Annotated in this window: 20 protein-coding genes; 19 read left to right on the top strand and 1 reads right to left on the bottom strand. The window is 61.3% G+C overall.

The features are described from left to right. The first annotated feature begins 8 nt into the window (after positions 1–8). The 12 genes from DWX63_RS02525 to rsfS all read left to right on the top strand — a co-directional run bounded on the left by DWX63_RS02525 (position 9) and on the right by rsfS (position 11,610). A complete protein-coding gene (locus tag DWX63_RS02525; RefSeq protein WP_117646379.1) occupies positions 9–575 on the top strand; it encodes a hypothetical protein in 567 nt (188 codons plus the stop codon). 13 nt (positions 576–588) lie between these two features. Then, positions 589–2,658 (top strand): penicillin-binding protein 2, encoded by a 2,070-nt coding sequence (gene mrdA, locus DWX63_RS02520; RefSeq protein ID WP_117842712.1) that lies wholly within the window; start codon positions 589–591, stop codon positions 2,656–2,658. Between the two features lie 9 nt (positions 2,659–2,667). Further along, positions 2,668–3,894: an FtsW/RodA/SpoVE family cell cycle protein gene (locus tag DWX63_RS02515; protein WP_117842711.1), complete on the top strand. Its 1,227-nt coding sequence runs from the start codon at positions 2,668–2,670 to the stop codon at positions 3,892–3,894. Positions 3,895–3,912: 18 nt separating this feature from the next. Beyond that, positions 3,913–4,842 (top strand): YcjF family protein, encoded by a 930-nt coding sequence (locus DWX63_RS02510; RefSeq protein WP_117842710.1) that lies wholly within the window; start codon positions 3,913–3,915, stop codon positions 4,840–4,842. Between the two features lie 10 nt (positions 4,843–4,852). Next, positions 4,853–6,730, top strand: a complete 1,878-nt coding sequence (locus DWX63_RS02505) for a TIGR03960 family B12-binding radical SAM protein (protein ID WP_117842709.1) — start codon at positions 4,853–4,855, stop codon at positions 6,728–6,730. After that, complete coding sequence (locus DWX63_RS02500) at positions 6,727–7,539, top strand: TIGR03936 family radical SAM-associated protein (RefSeq protein ID WP_117842708.1); 813 nt, start codon at positions 6,727–6,729, stop codon at positions 7,537–7,539. Before DWX63_RS02505 ends, DWX63_RS02500 begins: the two co-directional genes overlap by 4 nt. 67 nt (positions 7,540–7,606) lie before the next feature. Next, complete coding sequence (rplU, locus tag DWX63_RS02495) at positions 7,607–7,981, top strand: 50S ribosomal protein L21 (protein WP_035138585.1); 375 nt, start codon at positions 7,607–7,609, stop codon at positions 7,979–7,981. Positions 7,982–8,014: 33 nt separating this feature from the next. After that, entirely contained in the window at positions 8,015–8,272 is a 258-nt protein-coding gene (rpmA, locus tag DWX63_RS02490) for a 50S ribosomal protein L27 (RefSeq protein WP_006236075.1), read from the top strand. Between the two features lie 85 nt (positions 8,273–8,357). Beyond that, on the top strand, positions 8,358–9,824 hold the full coding sequence (gene obgE / locus DWX63_RS02485) for a GTPase ObgE (protein WP_199411069.1): 1,467 nt from the start codon (positions 8,358–8,360) through the stop codon (positions 9,822–9,824). A gap of 3 nt (positions 9,825–9,827) precedes the next feature. Further along, positions 9,828–10,505 (top strand): nicotinate-nucleotide adenylyltransferase, encoded by a 678-nt coding sequence (nadD, locus tag DWX63_RS02480; protein WP_117842706.1) that lies wholly within the window; start codon positions 9,828–9,830, stop codon positions 10,503–10,505. 87 nt (positions 10,506–10,592) lie between these two features. Then, positions 10,593–11,126 (top strand): bis(5'-nucleosyl)-tetraphosphatase (symmetrical) YqeK, encoded by a 534-nt coding sequence (yqeK, locus tag DWX63_RS02475; protein ID WP_199411072.1) that lies wholly within the window; start codon positions 10,593–10,595, stop codon positions 11,124–11,126. A 28-nt stretch (positions 11,127–11,154) separates the two neighbouring features. Beyond that, a complete protein-coding gene (gene rsfS, locus DWX63_RS02470; protein WP_117842704.1) occupies positions 11,155–11,610 on the top strand; it encodes a ribosome silencing factor in 456 nt (151 codons plus the stop codon). A gap of 98 nt (positions 11,611–11,708) precedes the next feature. Here the strand turns inward: rsfS and dinB are convergent, their stop codons facing one another. After that, complete coding sequence (dinB, locus tag DWX63_RS02465) at positions 11,709–12,962, bottom strand: DNA polymerase IV (protein ID WP_117842703.1); 1,254 nt, start codon at positions 12,960–12,962, stop codon at positions 11,709–11,711. 201 nt (positions 12,963–13,163) lie between these two features. Between dinB and rpsP the strand changes: the two genes are divergently transcribed. Genes rpsP through glyS form a run of 7 tightly spaced genes read left to right on the top strand, consistent with a single transcriptional unit; the run spans position 13,164 to position 18,725 of the window. After that, positions 13,164–13,505 carry a 30S ribosomal protein S16 gene (gene rpsP, locus DWX63_RS02460; RefSeq protein WP_022094749.1) on the top strand — a complete coding sequence of 114 codons (342 nt, stop codon included), beginning with the start codon at positions 13,164–13,166 and terminating at the stop codon, positions 13,503–13,505. Positions 13,506–13,547: 42 nt separating this feature from the next. Next, complete coding sequence (locus DWX63_RS02455) at positions 13,548–13,793, top strand: KH domain-containing protein (RefSeq protein WP_171021534.1); 246 nt, start codon at positions 13,548–13,550, stop codon at positions 13,791–13,793. A gap of 34 nt (positions 13,794–13,827) precedes the next feature. After that, on the top strand, positions 13,828–14,319 hold the full coding sequence (rimM, locus tag DWX63_RS02450; RefSeq protein WP_226812527.1) for a ribosome maturation factor RimM: 492 nt from the start codon (positions 13,828–13,830) through the stop codon (positions 14,317–14,319). Positions 14,320–14,329: 10 nt separating this feature from the next. Beyond that, positions 14,330–15,088: a tRNA (guanosine(37)-N1)-methyltransferase TrmD gene (gene trmD, locus DWX63_RS02445; RefSeq protein ID WP_089573450.1), complete on the top strand. Its 759-nt coding sequence runs from the start codon at positions 14,330–14,332 to the stop codon at positions 15,086–15,088. Between the two features lie 2 nt (positions 15,089–15,090). Continuing rightward, positions 15,091–15,654 (top strand): signal peptidase I, encoded by a 564-nt coding sequence (gene lepB, locus DWX63_RS02440; RefSeq protein ID WP_089573451.1) that lies wholly within the window; start codon positions 15,091–15,093, stop codon positions 15,652–15,654. Between the two features lie 59 nt (positions 15,655–15,713). Beyond that, positions 15,714–16,625 (top strand): glycine--tRNA ligase subunit alpha, encoded by a 912-nt coding sequence (locus DWX63_RS02435; protein ID WP_117654830.1) that lies wholly within the window; start codon positions 15,714–15,716, stop codon positions 16,623–16,625. A gap of 3 nt (positions 16,626–16,628) precedes the next feature. Continuing rightward, a complete protein-coding gene (gene glyS / locus DWX63_RS02430; RefSeq protein WP_117842702.1) occupies positions 16,629–18,725 on the top strand; it encodes a glycine--tRNA ligase subunit beta in 2,097 nt (698 codons plus the stop codon). The last annotated feature ends 19 nt before the right edge of the window (positions 18,726–18,744 follow it).

Below are 18,744 nucleotides of genomic sequence, written 5' to 3'. Positions count from 1 at the left end.
GCATGTCCATGGATCTACATGAGCAGGGGATGAGCTCCCGCACGTTTGTAATCGCCGCCATCGTGTGCGTGCTGTTGCAGGCAGGCCTGGCACCGCAGATCTCCATTGCGGGCGGTCGCGTCAACTTTATGATTATCCTGGTGTGCCTAAGCGTGTTCTCGGGCGACCCGACCCGTGCCGTCGTGTGCGGTTTTTGCAGCGGCTTGTTCTATGACCTTTCCGCTGCCGTGCCGGTGGGCGTTATGTCGCTCCTGCTGACCGTGGGTTCTTTTGCCCTGGTGCATAGCGCTGCCGGTCAGACGGGCGGTACCCCGAGTGCGCGCGGCATCACGGTGGGCGCCTTCGCGTTCGTCATTAATGTGATCTACAGCATCATCTTGCTGTTTATGGGTTTGGAGACGAGCTTTGTCGTGGCGATCTTCGGCCATGCACTGCCGTCTTCGATCCTGACGGGTCTGGTTGCCATTCCGTTTTTGATGTCCGGCGTCGTGCCGCAGTCCGGTTATGGATTCTCCGCACGTGGCGGACGCCAGACGGGCATGCGCTTTAAGCCCAAGACCCGTAAGCTCAAATAGGGGAGGCTCGTAGATGTCTTCCCAGATGACGGTTATTATCGCCGGTATCGTGCTGGTTGTGGCCATCGTGGTCGCACTGGTCATCATGCGTCGCGGCGATTCTCGTTTTACCTACGATACGCAGCATGGAACGGCCCCGCGCGCCACCGAGGGCGAGGGCAATACCGCGGCGACCGCCTTTAAGGGCCGCTTCTCCATCCTCACCACGGGTGTGGGCGCGATGTTCGCGGCGCTTGCCGTCAAGCTGTGGGGCATGCAGATGGTCTCGTCGGACTATTACGAAAAGCAGGCTAATAGCAATCAGACGCGCACCGTTACCACACCCGCTGTGCGCGGCCGCATCCTCGACCGCAATGGCGTGGCGCTTGTCCAGAACCGTCCCTCACTTGCTGTCGTGGCCTACCGCGACCTTGCGGAGGATGAGGTTCTGGTTCGCCATCTTGCCAACGTGCTTGGAATGCCTTACGTGGCGGTCCTTCGCAATATTCAGGACAATACAGAGGGCGCTCAGAGCCTGCATACCATCGCGACGGACGTCCGTCGTTCCACGGTTGCCTATATTCAGGAGCATGCCGGCGAGTTCCCGGGTGTCAAGATTGCCGAGCGTACCGAGCGCCAGTATCCATATGGCGAGACGGCATGCCATATCTTGGGCTATACCGGCACCATTACCTCCGAGCAGCTCGAGGCTCAGAATAAGAAAACCTCTGGCGATGATGATGCTTCTGCTGGCAAGATTACGTACCAGTCGGGCGATATCGTGGGCCAAGCGGGCGTTGAGAGCTACTACGAAAACCTGCTGCAGGGTATTCGTGGCGAGCAGACCGTCAAGGTCGATGCCTCGGGCAATGTGACCGGTCAGGCTGGCGCCGTGCCCGCGAAGGCCGGCTCCGACATTAAACTCACGCTCGACCTTAAAATCCAACAGGCCTGTGAGACGGCGCTGTCGAGTGCTATCGAGCTTGCCAAGACCACGGGCCACAGTAACGCCGGCAACGGCGCCGTGGTGTGCCTCGATCCCAACAATGGTGAGATTCTGGGCATGGCGAGCGAGCCCAAGTTCGATCCGTCGGTGTTTATCGGCGGCATCTCCAACGATGTGTGGACTGAGCTCAACGATGACGAGGGTTCGCACCCGCTGCTCAACCGCGCCATTAGCGGACAGTACATGTCGGCTTCGACCATCAAGCCGCTCTCGGCACTGGCCGGTCTTGAGTTTGGAACCTACACGTCGGGGCAGACGACCAACTGCACGGGCTATTGGACGGGTCTGGGCAAGTCGTGGGGCAAGTACTGCTGGCTGCATTCCGGCCACGGCACCATGACGCTGCAGTCGGGTATCGCCAACTCGTGCGACCCCGTCTTCTACGACATGGGCAAGGCGTTCTTTTATGACGAGAAACATTCCGAGGGCCTGCAGGAGGTCTTTCGTCGCTGGGGCCTAGGCAAGACCTGCGGTATCGATCTGCCGAGTGAGGGCGCGGGCCGTATTCCCGATGCCGAGTGGAAAGAGTCGTACTTCACCGACGCATCTGCCGAGGACCGCAAGTGGAATGCCGGCGATATGACCAACATTGCCATCGGCCAGGGCGACATCCTGGTGACGCCCCTGCAGATGGCGTGCGCCTATATGGGTCTTGCCAACGGCGGTAAACAGTACGTGCCTCACGTGTTTTTATCTGCCGTGTCGCGCGATGGCGACGGCGATGCCTATAAGTACAACGGCAAGGGCAAGAAGAAGCGCCTGGAGGCCAAGATCAACAGCGATTCGGATTTGGCTCTAGTTCGCAACGGCATGCACGACGTGATTTACACGGCATCAACGTCCCTGGCGGCGCACTTTGGCACCCTGACGCCGCAGGTATACGGCAAGTCGGGCACGGGCGAGAAAAGCGGCGAGGACGAATACGCGTGGTTCTGCGCCTATGCACCGGCCGATGATCCCAAGTATGTCATTGCTACTGTCCTGGAGCAGGGCGGCGGCGGCTCAGATACCGCGATGCATGTCGTGCGCGACGTGCTCGGCGTGATTTATGACGAGCCCGATACCTCTTCGGCCTCGGGCGATTCTTCGGTTCGATAGGAGGTTGCGATGGATTTTTCTCCGGCGGATCTGTTCCGTTCAACCAAGACCGGCTCTCGCAGCAGCCTGGACCGCGTCAACAAGCAACTTTCGGCCTCGCGCGGCACGTTTCGCCAAAAGGTGCATATCGGTGTGCTCGTGGCTACTGTGGCGCTCGTTGCCTACGGTGCCATCATCATCTGGTCGGCTTCGCAGTTTAAGGCCGATGCCTCGTTCTCACGCCATCTGCTGGGAATTGGCATCGGAGCGGTGCTGGCGGTGCTGGTCTGGCGTACCGATCTGCGCGGTATTTCCAATTTCTCGACGGCGTTGCTCGTCATCGACCTGATCGTGATCTTTTCGCCCAAGATTCCGGGTCTGTCCTATACGGGCGGTCTGGGCATGACGGGCTGGATCAAGATTCCCGGTATCGGCTTGACATTCCAGCCGGTTGAGCTTGCCAAGCTCATCACCATCTTCTTTATTGCTACGCTTGGCTCGCAGTATAACGGTCGCATCGATACCGCTCGCGACTACGTCAAGCTCTGCGGCATGCTGTCCATTCCGTTTTTGGCCGTCGTTGCCATGGGCGACCTGGGCTCGGGCCTGGTCGTGCTGGTTTCGGGCGCCATCGTCATCTGCATGAGCGGTGCACGCGGCGAATGGGTGCTGTCGACCTTGGCCCTGCTGGTTGGTTTGATTGCGCTCATCTTGGCGCTCGATTCGGTCTTTGATTCGCTGCTCGGCCACGATGTGCTCATCAAGCAGTATCAGATGAACCGTCTGACGGTCTTTATCGACCCCGATAATGCCGATTCGGACGATGCGTACAATCTGCAGCAGTCGTTGATCGCGGTCGGCTCGGGCGGTTTCTTTGGTAAGGGCCTGGGGCATGCGACGCAGTCGGCCGGCGGCTTCCTACCCGAGTTCCATACCGACTTCGTCTTCGCCTTCCTGTCCGAGACCTTTGGCTTCTGCGGCTCCTTTTTGCTGCTGTGCTTGTACGTACTGCTCATCTTTTCGACGATTCGCGTCGCCTTTAAGTGTGAGTCGCTGTTTTTGCGTCTTTCGTGTGTGGGCATCGTTGGCATGTGGACGTTCCAGACCTTTGAAAACATCGGCATGTGCATCGGCATGATGCCGATTACTGGTATTCCGCTACCGTTTATTAGCTTTGGTTCGTCTTCGATGATGATTCAGCTGCTGACGGTGGGTATCGTACAATCCATATGGCGGCATCGTTCGGGCGCCGCGTAACCGCTGGAGGGGTTTGCTATGAAAATTCCCGTAGATAAGCTGACCCGCGCTTTTAAGATGGGCGCGTCCGTTAAGAAGGATTCCGATACGCCGGTGCGCGTCTCGGTCTATCTGGATTCGTCCGCCTCGCGCTTTCTGGCCGAGACGGTGCGTGACGCCTTTGTGCCGCAGATGACCTCGGGCATTGTGCGCGTCGAACGTCTGGGGGAGGAGCGAATTGCTCCAAAGACCGATACCGATGTGGTGCTGGTGCTCTCGTGTGGTTCCGACCGCTTGGAGAGTGCCGTGCAGGAGCTCGTGATCGCCGGCGCGCCCGTATGCGTGCTTGCCGAGTCTGCTGTGGAGGTGCCGTTTATCGAGGAGTCCACGCCCATGCTCGGCGTGGTAGCGGCAACCGATAAGACGTATCTGCTCGAGACGCTTGCCCGCTGGATTCTCGATCGCACCGACAAGGAAACGGCTTTTGCGGCGAACTTTGCCTTCATGCGCATCGCGGCGGCCAATCGTATTATCACCTCGTGCGCGCTTACCAATATGGCGACCGGTGCGCTGGTGTTTTTGCCGGGCGCCGATTATCCCGTTATGGCGCTGGCGCAGGTGGGCATGCTCTTTGAGCTCGCTGCCGTCTTTGGGCGCGGCATTAAGCCTGAGCGCGGCTACGAGGTCGCGGGCGTGCTTGCCGGCGGTCTTGTGATCCGCGCGGTCACCCGCGTGCTCGTCAAGCAGACGCCGCATATTGGGTTTGCCGTCAAGGCGCTCACTGCTGCCGCGGGCACCTACGGCATGGGCCGTGCGCTCGTTTCGCTCTACGAGCGCGATGTCGACTACAGCCGTGCCAACGAGGTGGTCACTTCCACGTTCTCCCGTGTTCGCGATCTGGTGACCACCGTCGCGGGCGCTACCCGTCCTATCGCGTCCTACCAGGACGCATCCGATCTCGCAGCTTAGGGGTTTTCCGTTGCGCGTTGCATACCAAGACTGTTTTCATTTAATTGAGCCGCTGCTCGCCAAGGTCGAGAAACCGAGCCGCTATATCGATCACGAGTGGGGCACGCTTTCCAAGGCCGATGCCGACTACCGTTGCTGCCTGATCTATCCGGACGTATACGAGGTTGGTCTGCCCAACCAGGGCATCGCCATCCTCTACAACATTCTTAACCAGGCCGAGGGCATCTCCTGCGAACGCGGCTATGTGCCGTGGCCCGATATGGGTGACGGCATGCGCGAGGCAGGCATTCCGCTGCTCTCGCTCGAGGGTGCAGCGCCGGTCGCTTCGTTTGATATCGTCGGTCTGCATGTGCCGCACGAGATGGCGGTGACGAACTTCCTCGAGGCACTCGACCTCGCTGGCATTCCGCTGTTAGCGGCCGACCGTACCGAGGACGACCCCATTATCATCGCCGGTGGTCCCTCGGTGTATAACCCCGAGCCGTACGCGGCCTTCTTCGATGCCATCCTCATCGGCGAGGGCGAGGAGTCGCTGCTCGAGACCTGCCAGCTGCATCGTCGCCTGCGCGACGAAGGGGTCCCGCGCGCACAGATTGTTGAGCAGCTTGCATCCATTGCCGGCAACTACGTGCCGTCGCTCTATGAGGTTCGTCACGACGAGCCCTGTTCGCCGCATGGCTACACCGTGCCGCGTGAAGGTAAGGATGCGCCGACCGTGGTCTACAAGCGCGTCGTCGAGGACTTTGGTGCCACCAATCCGCTGTCGCAGTCGTGCGTACCCTATGCGCAGCTGGTTCACGATCGCCTGTCTATCGAGATCCTGCGCGGCTGCGCCCGCGGCTGTCGTTTTTGCCAGGCAGGCATGACGTACCGCCCGGTGCGCGAGCGCTCGGCCGACCAGATCGTCTCGTCGGTGATTCAGGGTCTGGAAAAGACCGGCTATGACGAGGTGTCGCTGACCTCGCTCTCCACGACCGACCACTCCTGCATTCGCGACGTGCTCGGCAGGCTCAACCGTCGCCTGGAGGATACGGGTATTCGCGTGTCCATTCCGTCGCAGCGCCTGGATTCGTTTGGCGTGGATATGGCCGAGTCGGTCGCCGGCGAAAAGAAGGGCGGCCTGACGTTCGCGCCCGAGGCCGGCAGTCAGCGCATGCGCGACATCATTAACAAGAACGTGACCGAGGAGGACCTGGACCGTGCGGCCAAGGCGGCCTTCGAGGCCGGCTGGAACCGCATGAAGCTCTACTTTATGATGGGCCTTCCCGGCGAGCGCGACGAGGACATCGTGGCCATCGCCAATCTGGCCGATCACGTGCTGGAGCTCGGTCGTTCCGTGGTGCCCAAGGCTCGTCGTGGCTCGATTTCGGTGTCCATCTCGGTTTCGGTCTTTATCCCCAAGGCTGCCACACCTTTCCAGTGGTGCCCGCAGCTCGATTACGACGACGTCAAGCGTCGCCAGAAGCTGCTTATCACGAGCGTTCGCAACCGTGCCGTCCGCGTGCATTACCACGATGCCGAGACCTCGCTCATCGAGGCCGCGCTGTCCCGCGCCGGTCGTGACATGACGCCTGTCATCATCGATGCTTGGCGTGCGGGCTCTCGCTTTGACGCCTGGGTAGAGCATTTCTCGCTCGATAACTGGAAGGAGGCTGCTGCCAAAAACGGCATCGACCTCAATGAGCTTGTGCACCTGCCCTACGAGTTGGACTGGCGCCTGCCGTGGGAGCACGTGAGCCCCGGCTGCACGCGCGGCTTCCTCGAGCGCGAGTACCGTCGCTCGCTCGAGGGCGTCACGACTCCCGACTGCACCCGCACGTCGTGCACCGGCTGCGGAATCTGCCCCACGCTCCACGCCAAGAATGTATTGATGGGTGATCGCGCATGAGTGAGCGCCTGACCGACAACCCCACGCTCTTTAGGCTTCGTGTTCGCTATGGCAAGCGCGATCGCCTTAAGTACCTGGGCCATCTCGAAGTAATCCATACCATAGAGCGCATCGTGCGCCGTGCGGGACTTCCCTATGCCGTCACGCAGGGCTTTTCTCCGCACATGCGTGTGGGCTTCTCTTCGGCGCTACCGGTGGGTACGTCGTCGACCTGCGAGTGGTATGACCTGTTTATGACCGAGTTCGTGGCGCTCGACGAGGCGTTTGAGCGCCTGTCTGCGGCGTCTCCGGCCGATCTGGCCCCCATCGAGGCGGCGTACATCGACGTGCGCACGCCGGCGTTGACGGCGCAGCTCACGCGCCTGTCGTATCGCATCGACCTGCACTTGGATCCCGAGACGCCCGTAAGCGCCGATGAGGTGCGTCGTGCGATCGACACGCTGCGCGCGGACCATGGCATCGACTACGCGCGTGGCAAAAAGAGCAAGCGCTTGGATTTGGATCACACGCTCGTGGGCTATGAGCTTACGGCGGGGGAGTGCCTGGACCATTTGGTGCTCATGCTCGACACCCATGCCGACAACGAGGGCTCCATGCGTCCGGAAATTTTGCTTTCCGCTGCTGATGTTTTGTTGCAGGGCTTGACCCCGGGCGTGGATGCACCTATTGTTTCCACCGGTATGCAAGACCTCGTGACCATCTGCTCCTACGATGTCGAGCGTCAGAATCAAGCATGCGAGGACGACGAGGGCCGACTCGTCAGCCCCATACCTGTGCGAACTTGTGGATTTGCTCCACATACTCGTTGACGGGGGTATTATCGCCTGCTACTATATTCGGCTGTTGCACTAACTGATGCATGAAGGGCAAGTAAACATGTACGCAATCGTTAACACGGGCGGCAAGCAGTACAAGGTCGCCACCGACGATGTCATCACCGTCGAGAAGATCGAGGGCAATGAGGGCGACAAGGTCACCCTGCCGGTCATCTTCCTCAACGATGGTAAGAAGATCGTCACCGATCCCGACAAGCTGGCCAAGGCCAAGGTTACCGCTCAGATCGTTGAGCAGTTCAAGGGCGAGAAGCAGCTGGTCTTCAAGTTCCACAAGCGCAAGCGCTATCGTCGTCTGAAGGGTCACCGTCAGCAGCTCACCAAGCTGAAGATCGTGAAGGTTCAGGCTACCTCCCGCGCCAAGAAGGCTGTCAAGGCAGAGGCTGAGGCTGTCGCCGAGGCTCCCGTCGCCGAGTAGATTACACTCGTAACGAAAGAGTAGGTATACACAATGGCACACAAAAAAGGACTCGGTTCCTCCCGTAATGGCCGTGACTCCCGCGGTCAGCGCCTTGGCACGAAGCGCTATGCCGGCCAGACGGTAACCACGGGCACGATTCTCGTCCGTCAGCACGGCACGCACATCCATCCGGGTGAGAACGTTGGCCGTGGCAAGGACGATACGCTGTTCGCGCTGGTCGACGGTACCGTTGAGTTCCACAAGGGTATCAAGCACAGGGTCAGCGTACGCCCGCTCGCGAACGCGTAATTCACCCTTCATAGAGCACATATGTGGGAGGCACTTGAGTTTTAGGATTCAAGGGTCTCCCTCTTTTTTGTAGGAGGCGATTCTGTTGTCACAGTTCACCGATATCAGCCGCATTAACGTGTGCGGCGGCGACGGCGGAGCCGGATGCATGTCGTTTAGGCGCGAGGCATTTGTTCCCAAGGGCGGCCCCGATGGCGGCGACGGCGGTCGTGGCGGCAATGTCGTCATCCAGGCCGATGCTCAGCTGTCTTCGCTGATCGATTACCGCTTTAAGCATCACTTCCGCGCCGAACGCGGCACGCACGGGCAGGGTGCCCGTCGTAACGGCAAGAGCGGCGAGGACCTGATCCTGAAGGTTCCCATGGGCACCGTGGTGCGCGAGCTCGACCCCGAGACGCAGACCCCGATGTTCGAGATTGCTGACCTGGTGCACGATGGCGAGCGCGTTGTCGTGGCGCCCGGCGGTGCCGGTGGCCTGGGCAACACGCACTTTGTGACGTCGGTGCGCCGCGCGCCCGCGTTCGCTCAGCTGGGCGAACCGGCCGAGGAGCACTGGATTGAGCTTGAGATGAAGCTTATGGCCGATGCCGCACTCGTGGGCTTCCCCTCGGTGGGCAAGTCCTCGCTTATCGCGCGCATGAGTGCCGCCCGTCCCAAGATCGCCGACTATCCGTTTACCACGCTTGTGCCCAACTTGGGCATGGTGCGTGCCGGCGAGTACTCTTATGTTGTCGCCGATGTTCCGGGTCTTATCGAGGGCGCGAGTGAGGGCAAGGGCCTGGGTCACCAGTTCCTGCGCCACATTGAGCGTACGGCCCTGATCATGCATGTCGTCGACATGACGGGTGGTTTTGAGGATCGCGATCCGGTCGAGGATTACCACATCATCAACCGCGAGCTCGAGCAGTATGGCGCAGAGCTCTCGGAGCGCCCGCAGATCGTCGTTGCCAACAAGTGCGATGCGCCGGGCACGGCCGACAAGATTGCCGACCTCAAGCGCGCCGCGCTCGACGATGGACATATGTTCTTTGCCGTGTCCGCCGTGACGGGCGCCGGCCTCAACACGCTGATGCTTGCCGTGGGCGAGCAGGTGGCTAAGCTGCGTGCCGAGTTGGCGGTCTCCGCTGAGCCGGTCGATCTGCGCGACGAGGAGTGGGAGCGCCGCCGTCTGCAGCGCGAGAAGCGTTTCCGCATTGTTCAGGAAGAGCCCGGTGCCTTCCGCGTGGTCGGTCGTGCCATCGAGCGCATGGTCATCCAGACCGACTGGGAAAACGAGGAAGCCGTCATTTACCTGCAGCACAAGTTTGCGCGTATGGGTGTTGACGACGCGCTCGAGAAGGCCGGTTGCCGTGCGGGCGACGAGGTCCGCATTTGCCAGCGTGCCTTTGACTTTGAGGGCGCTGAGGACTTCTCTGAGTACGAGGAGCTCGAGGACGCTGGCGAGGACGCTGCCGTTGAGGCCATTGACGTGGCCGATGCTGCGGATGAGGGCGTCGAGGTTGTCGATGCGGCGGGTGCCGCGGACGATGCCGAGACCCCGGAGGGCGAGTAAGCCATGTCGCTGCGCGGTGGAATCGGTTTGCCCGAGCTTCCTCTAGAGGATGGGCAGGAGTTTCGGCTTGGCATTATGGGCGGCACCTTTGATCCCATCCATTACGGACACCTGGTGACTGCCGAGCAGGCGCGCGAGTCGCTCGACTTGGACGCTGTGCTCTTTATGCCGGCGGGCTCTCCTGCTTTTAAGCTTGACAAGCCGGTGACGCCTGCCGAGGACCGTTATGCCATGACGGTCCTCGCCACCGCCGCGAACCCGGCCTTTTTGGCGAGCCGGTTCGAGATCGACCGTCCGGGCGTAACCTACACGGCCGATACGCTTCATGCCCTTCGCGACTTTTACCCGCCGCAGGTAAAGCTCTACTTTATTACGGGCGCCGACGCGATTATCGATATCGTGACCTGGCACAATGCTGATGAGATTGCCGAACTGGCGACCTTCATTGCTGCGACACGTCCCGGTTTTGACATCGATACGGCCCGGGCGCGGATTAAGGAATCGGGCCTGCCATTCGACGTGCGCTATATTCAGATTCCGGCGCTGGCGATTAGCTCGACCAATATTCGCAAGCGGGTTGCCCGCGGCATGAGCGTGCGCTATCTTACGAGCGAGTCCGTGCTCGGCTATATCCGTAAACGCGGCCTGTATGCCGATCTTGGGCAAGATGATTTTGATTGATGGGGGAGAACGTTGTCGGTAGAAGACCAGTTTGAGGGCGACGAGCGCGCGCTATTGACGCGTATCCACGAGTTGCTCGATGTGCGCATGAAGGATAAACGTAAACGCTACGTTCATTCGCTCGGGGTTGCCGAGACTGCGCTGCACCTGGCCGAGGTCTACGGTGTCGACCGCTTTGATGCCGCTGCCGCCGGCCTGATCCATGACTGGGACAAAGTGCTCCCCGACGACGAGCTGGTCACGCGCGCCCTGCATTACGGCATTAAGATTGCCGGCTCTCCTTCCGCTGCGACGCCGCTTTTGCATGGCCCTGTTGCCGCCTATGAGCTTCCGCAGCTTTTTCCCGAGCTGTCGCCGGCCGTTTTCCAGGCTGTCGACCGTCACACCGTAGGTGCTTGCGACATGACGCCGCTCGATATGGTGGTCTTTGTGGCCGATGCCATCGAGCCCAACCGTCACGGCGACTATGCCCATGCGCTGCGCAAGATGGTGGGGAAGTCCTCGCTCGACGAGTTGTTCTTCTCCTGTTTTGCGCAGGGTCTGGTCTATGTGATCCAGACCGGGCGTTATCTTTATCCCACGGCTATTACGATTTACAACCATTACGCCCAGCTGCGCTAGCTCGGGTGCGTCTAGAAAGAGGTATTCCATGGCCGACGAGACCATGACTGACGAGCAGATTCTTGAAGGTGTGGAGCACAAGAGCTTCGCCGCCACGTCCGACCGCACCGCCGCCTCGCTGTCCGCGAGCGGTGTCGCCGCCGAGGATGTCGCCCGCGCTGCCGCGCAGGCCGCCTACGACAAGAAGGGTGAGGACGTGCAGGTGCTCGACCTGACCGAGCTTTCCGACGTGTGCGACTACTTTGTGCTTGCCACCGGTACCAACAACCGCCAGGTCGATTCTATCGTCGACGAGATCGAGGAGAAGGTCGCCGCGGCTTGCGGCGAGCATCCGTTCTCCATCGAGGGCCGCGAGCAGAAGACCTGGATGCTCATGGACTACGGCTCGGTCGTCGTTCACGTCTTCACTCCCGAAGCCCGCGACTTCTACCGTCTAGAAAAGCTCTGGGGTGACGCCCCCCAGCTCCCCCTCGACCTCCTCTAGTGGCTCATTTGATACGGGGCTTTTAGTTAGCCTCGCGCATTTTGCCGGGCAGTTGCGGTTTTCCGTACCTGCCCAGCTTTCTTTTTGCCCAAAGGCGGTTAATCGTTGAAGCGGGATTGGCGGCCGAAGGATAGCGCGGTGTCGCCGAACTTGTCTCGGACGGCGTCGATGGCGACGGAGAGGTCGCGGCGGTCGCTGGATTGGGCTCCGCGGTCATCGATCTCGCAGAACAGGTCGGTTTGGATGCCGCCTTGGTGGTCGAAGTCGCTCATGCCGATGCCTGCTAAGCGCACGTGCATTCCTTCCTGCCAGATGTTGTCGAGCAGTTCGAGTGCAACCGCCACGAAGATGTTCTCATCGTCGGTGGGGTGGGGAAGCCGCCGCTGCGCCGTGCGTCCGCTGCCATACGAATACTTAAGCTTGAGCGTTACCGTGCCGCCCGTCAGTCCCTGACGGCGCAGGCGGCGTCCAACCGACTCTCCCAACAGCGCAATCGCCGCTTCGATGTCCCCACGCTCAGTCAAATCTTTCGCAAAGGTGCGCTCATTGCTGACCGACTTGACCTCGCGCCCTTCATCGAGACTCGTGACTTCGGAGATTTCGAGTCCCAGCGCACGCTGGCGCATGCGTTCGCCGTTGACGCCAAAAATTGCAGCTAGCGTGGATTCCGGCGCGCGTGACAGCTCGCCGAGCGTGTAGATGCGCATGCGGCGCAGTCGCTCCTCGGCCGAGCGCCCGATGCCGCTCATGGCAGATACCGGCAGCGCGGCCAAAAAGCGCTGCTCGGTTCCGGGGCGCACGATGGTCAGCCCAAACGGCTTATCCCGCTCGCTTGCGATCTTTGCGACCGTCTTGTTGCAGCCCACGCCAATGGAACAGGTCACTCCCAGCGCTGCCACGCGGTCGCTTATGCGCCGTGCAACCAGCAGCGGGTCCTCGGGCGCAAAACGACCCGGTGTGATATCGATAAAGGCTTCGTCGATGGATACGCGCTCAACGCGCGGCGTCTCTTCGGCAAGAATCGCCATGACCTGCGCGCTCACCTCGCGGTAGCGATCAAAGTGCCCATGCGTCCAAATGGCCTGCGGACAGAGGCGCCGTGCCTCGGCCGAGGGCATGGCGGAGTGCACGCCAAAGCGACGCGCCTCGTATGAGCAGGTGGACACAACGCCGCGGGAATCGGCATCGCCACCCACGATGAGTGGCTTGCCGCGCCACTCGGGATGGTCGAGCATTTCCACGCTCGCAAAAAACGCATCGAGATCCATGAGGCCCACCGCCGGCCCCGTCCAGGGCGGCGGCGTGACGCCCGCAGCATCTTCATAACCGTATGTATGTTCGCGTCTTTTCATGGCATGAGTATACCGCGCAGCTCATGTGGGGTGCGTGGATGTGCTTGCAAATCGCGAATTCTTGTCTAAGATATGGATTTGCCCTCGACTACACCGAAGAAGTTGGTCTCACGGACTTCACCTGCCCGCGTCGATGGCGTATTATGTTCAACTGTTTGTTTGTAGTTGCAGCCTAAAGCTGCTTGGTTGGAGGAGTTTCCTTTGGCAGTCAAGATTCGCCTTGCTCGTCACGGCGCTAAGAAGCGTCCGTACTACCGTGTCGTCGTCGCCGATTCCCGCGCCCCGCGTGACGGTCGTATCATCGAGGAGGTTGGCCGCTACAACCCGATGACCGCCCCCAAGACCATCAACCTCGACCTCGAGAAGATCGCCGACTGGCAGTCCAAGGGCGCTCAGCTCACCGACGCCGTCGCCGCTCTGGTCAAGGCCGCCAACGAGGGCGAGAAGACCGAGACCGTCGTCAAGAAGTCCAAGAAGCAGCTCGCCAAAGAGGCCGAGGCCGCTAAGGCTGCCGCTGAGGCCGCTGAGGGCGCCGAGGAGTAAATCGTGCCTGAGGTTGACGCTGCACAGCTCGAGGGTGAGGCAATGCTCTCAGATCGCATCGCCGATCTCGTCGAATATCTCGTTGTTCAGATCGTCGACGACCCGGATTCCGTGAGCCTTGAGGTCATCGATGGTGACGACGCCTCTACGATCGAGGTTTCGGTCGCCGAGGATGACGTCGCTAAGGTCATCGGCCGTCGTGGCCGTACCATCAAGGCCATTCGCACGCTCGCCCGTGCACTGGCCGCTCGCCTCGACACTGCTGTCGAGGTAGAGGTTCTGGGCTAGGACCTTGAGGTCCCAGTACAAAAACATCGCCCGTGTGGTCAAGCCGCACGGAAGGAAGGGGGAGGTCCTCGCGCAGCCGCTGCGGGGGCTTCCTTCTGTATTAGAGCCGGGTATGCGCGTCGCCCTGACGCCGCCGGCGCTCAAGCGCGACCGCTTTTGCACGGTCGTGTCCGTCACCGATACGGGCGATGGCGATCTGGTCTCGTTTGAGGGTATTGACGACTTGACGGCCGCCGAGGGCATCACGGGATGCTATGTGCTGGCAAATCGTGACGACTTTGAGCTCGATTCGCTCGACGCCGCCTATACCGACCTGATGGGCCGCGAGGTGGTCGACGAGCGCTTCGGTTCGCTCGGCACGATTGTCGAGATCATGTCGACGCCCGCCAACGATGTTTGGGTTGTCGAGGGCGATCGGTACGGCGAGGTACTGATTCCCGTGATCGAGCAGGTTGTGCTCGATCTTCCCGACACAGGAACAATTTCCGTCCACGTTATGGACGGCCTGATCGATATGGACAAGTAGGGAGGACAACATGCTGATTGAGACCCTTTCGGTCTTTCCCGAGATGTTTGAGCCCGTCATGTCCACATCGATTTTGGGCCGCGCCCGTAAGGCCGGCCTTTTTGATTTTAAGGCGTATAACCTGCGCGACTGGACGCACGACCGTCATCGTACCGTCGATGACGAGCCGTACGGCGGCGGGCAGGGCATGCTCATGAAGGTCGAGCCTATCGCAGAGGCCATCGAGGCCATTAGCGCAGAGGGTCCCAAGCCCACGGTTGTGTTCTTCACTCCCTGTGGCGAGCCCTTTACGCAGCATGTGGCCGAGCGCCTGCTCAAAAGTGAGCGCCTGCTGTTTGTGTGCAGCCGCTACGAGGGCGTCGACGAGCGCGCGTATGCGTATGCCGATGAGCGTCTGTCGATCGGCGACTACGTGCTTACGGGCGGCGAACTTCCCGCTATGGTCGTTGCCGATGCCGTCGTGCGCCTCATTCCCGGCGCCCTTGGTGATGAGATGAGCAACGTCGACGAGTCGTTCTCGACCGCCGAGGACGGAGGCCTGCTCGAGTACGCGCAGTACACCCGCCCCGCCGAGTTCAACGGCGAGGGCGTGCCTCCGGTGCTTGTGAGCGGCGATCACGCCAAGGTCGATGCCTGGCGTCGCAAGAACGCCATCGAGCGCACCTGCCGCTGGCGTCCGGACTTGATCGAGACGGCGCGGCTCACGCCCGAGGAGCGCGCTTACGCGCAGGTGATCCTTGACGCTTCGTATTCGCAGAGCGAGGAGTGAGTATGGTTCCTACGCAACATTCCGCGTTGAGGGGCGCTTTTGAGTGGATCGCGGTCATCGCGATCGCACTGGTCGCCACCTTCTTGATTCGCTCGTTTGTGGTCGAGCCCTTTGTAGTGCCCACCGGTTCCATGGAGGACACGATCGAGATCGGCGATCAGATTCTGGCGCAGAAGGTGACGCTCGAACTCGGACAGCCCGTCAAACAGGGCGATATCGTGGTGTTTCACAACCCCGATGCCACATCCGAGCATGACGTGCTGGTAAAGCGCGTCATCGCCACGGCCGGCCAGACGGTCGACCTTCAGGACGGCAAGGTCGTCGTTGACGGCCAGGCGCTCGACGAGGACTATACGACGGGCATGAGCTGGCCGCTTTCGGTCCAAGCGCCTGGCGCCCAGGTGAGTTATCCCTACACCGTTCCCGACGGGTGCGTGTGGGTGATGGGCGACAACCGCGAAAACTCTGCCGACTCGCGCTACTTTGGTCCCGTCGATCGCTCTGATTTGATCGCTGTGGCGCTTGTGCGCTACTGGCCGCTCAACCGCATCGGCGCTATCGACTAAAAACCGCTATAGTACAGTACCTAACCGTGTAATCGTTTCGACGAGGGGATATTAGAGGCATGAACGCTTCATCGCTTTCCTTCCAAGACATCATCCTGCGCCTCCAGCAGTACTGGGGCGAGCAGGGCTGCGTCATTATGCAGCCCTATGACTCCGAGGTCGGTGCCGGTACCTTCCATACCGCGACCACGCTGCGCTCGCTCGGTCCCGCCGAGTGGCGCACCTGCTATGCGCAGCCTTGCCGCCGTCCCGCCGACGGCCGCTACGGCGAGAACCCTAACCGCATGCAGCACTACTATCAGTTCCAGGTGCTCATCAAGCCGTCGCCGGTCAACGCCCAGGAGCTCTACCTGGGTTCGCTGGCCGCCATTGGCCTGGACCCCAACGACCATGACGTCCGCTTTGTCGAGGACGACTGGGAGAGCCCGACCCTGGGCGCCTGGGGCCTTGGCTGGGAGGTCTGGCTCAACGGCATGGAGGTCACGCAGTTTACGTACTTCCAGCAGGTGGGCGGTATCGAGGTCGACCCCGTGCCCGTCGAGATTACCTATGGCCTGGAGCGTATCGCCATGTACGCCCAGGGCGTCAACTCGGTCTACGATCTGGTGTGGAGCTACCTGCCCGATGGCACGCCCATGACCTACGGCGACGTGTTCCTCGAGAACGAGCGCGAATTCAGTGCCTATAACTTTGAGGTCGCCAACGTCGAGATGATGCGTCAGAAGTTTGACGACTACGAGGCCGAGTGCCATTCCTGCCTGGAGCGCAAGCTGCCGTTGCCCGCATACGACTGCGTCATGAAGTGCAGCCACGCTTTCAATCTGCTCGATGCCCGCGGCGCTCTGTCTGCGGTCGAGCGTGCCAACTACATCCTGCGTGTCCGCGCCGTCGCCAAGGCGTGCTGCGAGGCCTATATGGCCGAGGTCGCCGGAGTCAACGAGAATGCCAACCAGGAAGGCGAGGTGGCGTAAGCCATGGCAGACGCTAAGGATTTCCTGTTTGAGATCGGTACGGAGGAAATGCCCTCCGCACCGCTGAACAATGCCGTCAAGCAGCTTGGCACCATGATCGCCAAGGGTCTCGACGAGGCCGGTCTGGCCCACGGCGAGGTCCGCGTGATCTCGAGTCCGCGTCGTTTGGCTGCACTCGTGGCCGACGTCGCCACCGCGACCGATGAGGTTCACGAGGTCAAGCGTGGCCCCGCGGCCAACATTGCCTTCGACGCGGACGGTAACACCACCAAGGCCGCCCAGGGCTTCGCCCGTAAGTTCGGTGTGGCTGCCGAGGATCTGGTCCGTCGCGAGGACACCGACGGTCGTGAGTACGTCTTTGCCGAGAAGAACATTCCTTCCGCTCCGGCTACTCCGATCCTGACGGCCCTGTGCGAGAAGACCATCGCCGGCCTGCAGTGGCCTAACTACCGTAGTCAGCGCTGGGGCCACGAGCATGCCACGTTCGTGCGTCCGGTCCGCTGGATCTGCTGCCTTTTGGGCGAGGACGTCGTGCCCGTTTCATTTGCCGACGTGATGAGCGGCAACACCACGCGCGGCCATCGCGTCCTGGGCCCCGGTGACCATGTGGTCGCCAGCCCCGCTGTTTACGAGCAGGTGCTCGAGGACGCCGGTGTGCTTTCTGCCGAGCGCCGTCGCGAGGCCATCCTTGCCGGTATCGCCGAGGTCGAGGCCGCCCGTCCTGGCTGTCACGTCGATACGCCCAAGAAGGTCTTTGAGGAGGTCATTAACCTCTGCGAGTGGCCGACGGTGCTCGTCGGTACCTTCGACGAGGAGTTCCTCAAGGTCCCGCACGAGATCATCTGCGAGTCTATGCTCACCAACCAGCGCTACTTCCCGATCTATGACGGCGAGGGCAAGCTGACGCGTGAGTTCGTGGTCGTCTCCAACAGCAAGCCCGAGAACGCCGAGCGCGTGATTGACGGCAACGAGCGCGTCGTGCGCGCCCGCCTGGACGACGCTAAGTTCTTCTACGAGGAGGATCTGAAGATCTCCCTCGACGAGTTCCGTGAGCGCCTGGCCAAGGTTGCCTTCCAGGAGAAGCTCGGCAGCGTGCTCGCCAAGTCCGAGCGTATTGAGCAGCTCGCGCTCGCTATTACCCGTGAGGCTCACCTGGGTGCCCACCTGGCTGCCGATGCCGGCCGCGCCGCTCACCTGTGCAAGGCCGACCTGGTGTCCAACGCCGTCGTCGAGTTCACGAGCCAGCAGGGTGTGATGGGCGGTTACTACGCCATCGCGATGGGGGAGAACGAAGAGGTCGCTCATGCTATTCGCGATCACTATCGTCCCCGCTTTGCCGGCGACGAGCTGCCCGAGGGCACCGCTGGCTGCATCGTGGCCTGCGCCGACAAGCTCGATACCATTGCCGGCATCTTTGCCATCGGCGAGCCCCCGACCGGCTCTTCCGACCCGTACGCGCTGCGTCGTGCCGCCATCGGCATCATCAACATCCTGCGCGACCGTCTGCCGATCGACCCCACGTCGCTCATCGACTTTGCGCTCGAGCTCTATAGCGAGCAGGGCATTGAGTTCGACGCCGCCGAGGTCGCCCAGCAGGTTCGCGACTTCTTCCACGGCCGTCTGGTGAGCATGGCCCGCGACGAGAAGATCCCGGCCGACACCGTTGCCGCCGTTTCCGCGGTGCACATCATTGCCCCGTCGGTCTTCTTCGCCCGCTGCGCCGCCCTCGACGAGGCCCGCAAGAACGACGCCGAGACCTTCGACAACCTGGCGACCGCCTACGCCCGAGCCGCGCATATCTCCAAGCCCGAGCTGGGCGCGGAGTACGATCGCGCCCTGATGGGCGAGGTCGAGCTTGCGCTTGCCGACGCCTCCGAGGCCGCTCAGACCGCCGTCGATGCCGCCCTTGCCGCCGAGGATTATCCTGCCGCGTTTGCCGCTCTCGCCGCCCTGCGCGCGCCCATCGACCGCTTCTTCGACGAGGTTATGGTTATGGACAAGGACGAGCAGCTCCGCGATAATCGCCTTAAGCTGCTCAACCGCTTCGAGGCCGTTTTCTCCGGCATCGCCAACATTGGTGAGCTTGCCCGCAAAAAGTAAGCTAGCCTGCGCATAAGCG

This window comes from Collinsella sp. AF20-14LB (assembly GCF_003459505.1).
Taxonomy (GTDB): Bacteria; Actinomycetota; Coriobacteriia; order Coriobacteriales; family Coriobacteriaceae; genus Collinsella.
The sequence above is the reverse complement of the archived record's forward strand: the minus strand, read 5'-3'. Positions and strand labels throughout refer to the sequence as shown.

What these genes read in the sequence shown, in the direction of transcription:
- yqeK (WP_199411072.1), top strand. Translation starts at nt 10,593, where the DNA reads ATGAAGGATAAACGTAAACGCTACGTTCATTCGCTCGGGGTTGCCGAG.
- dinB (WP_117842703.1), bottom strand. Translation starts at nt 12,962, where the DNA reads ATGAAAAGACGCGAACATACATACGGTTATGAAGATGCTGCGGGCGTC.
- rsfS (WP_117842704.1), top strand. Translation starts at nt 11,155, where the DNA reads ATGGCCGACGAGACCATGACTGACGAGCAGATTCTTGAAGGTGTGGAG.
- DWX63_RS02455 (WP_171021534.1), top strand. Translation starts at nt 13,548, where the DNA reads ATGCTCTCAGATCGCATCGCCGATCTCGTCGAATATCTCGTTGTTCAG.
- DWX63_RS02510 (WP_117842710.1), top strand. Translation starts at nt 3,913, where the DNA reads ATGAAAATTCCCGTAGATAAGCTGACCCGCGCTTTTAAGATGGGCGCG.
- trmD (WP_089573450.1), top strand. Translation starts at nt 14,330, where the DNA reads ATGCTGATTGAGACCCTTTCGGTCTTTCCCGAGATGTTTGAGCCCGTC.
- DWX63_RS02525 (WP_117646379.1), top strand. Translation starts at nt 9, where the DNA reads ATGGATCTACATGAGCAGGGGATGAGCTCCCGCACGTTTGTAATCGCC.
- rplU (WP_035138585.1), top strand. Translation starts at nt 7,607, where the DNA reads ATGTACGCAATCGTTAACACGGGCGGCAAGCAGTACAAGGTCGCCACC.
- DWX63_RS02435 (WP_117654830.1), top strand. Translation starts at nt 15,714, where the DNA reads ATGAACGCTTCATCGCTTTCCTTCCAAGACATCATCCTGCGCCTCCAG.
- mrdA (WP_117842712.1), top strand. Translation starts at nt 589, where the DNA reads ATGTCTTCCCAGATGACGGTTATTATCGCCGGTATCGTGCTGGTTGTG.
- nadD (WP_117842706.1), top strand. Translation starts at nt 9,828, where the DNA reads ATGTCGCTGCGCGGTGGAATCGGTTTGCCCGAGCTTCCTCTAGAGGAT.
- lepB (WP_089573451.1), top strand. Translation starts at nt 15,091, where the DNA reads ATGGTTCCTACGCAACATTCCGCGTTGAGGGGCGCTTTTGAGTGGATC.
- rpmA (WP_006236075.1), top strand. Translation starts at nt 8,015, where the DNA reads ATGGCACACAAAAAAGGACTCGGTTCCTCCCGTAATGGCCGTGACTCC.
- DWX63_RS02515 (WP_117842711.1), top strand. Translation starts at nt 2,668, where the DNA reads ATGGATTTTTCTCCGGCGGATCTGTTCCGTTCAACCAAGACCGGCTCT.
- DWX63_RS02500 (WP_117842708.1), top strand. Translation starts at nt 6,727, where the DNA reads ATGAGTGAGCGCCTGACCGACAACCCCACGCTCTTTAGGCTTCGTGTT.
- glyS (WP_117842702.1), top strand. Translation starts at nt 16,629, where the DNA reads ATGGCAGACGCTAAGGATTTCCTGTTTGAGATCGGTACGGAGGAAATG.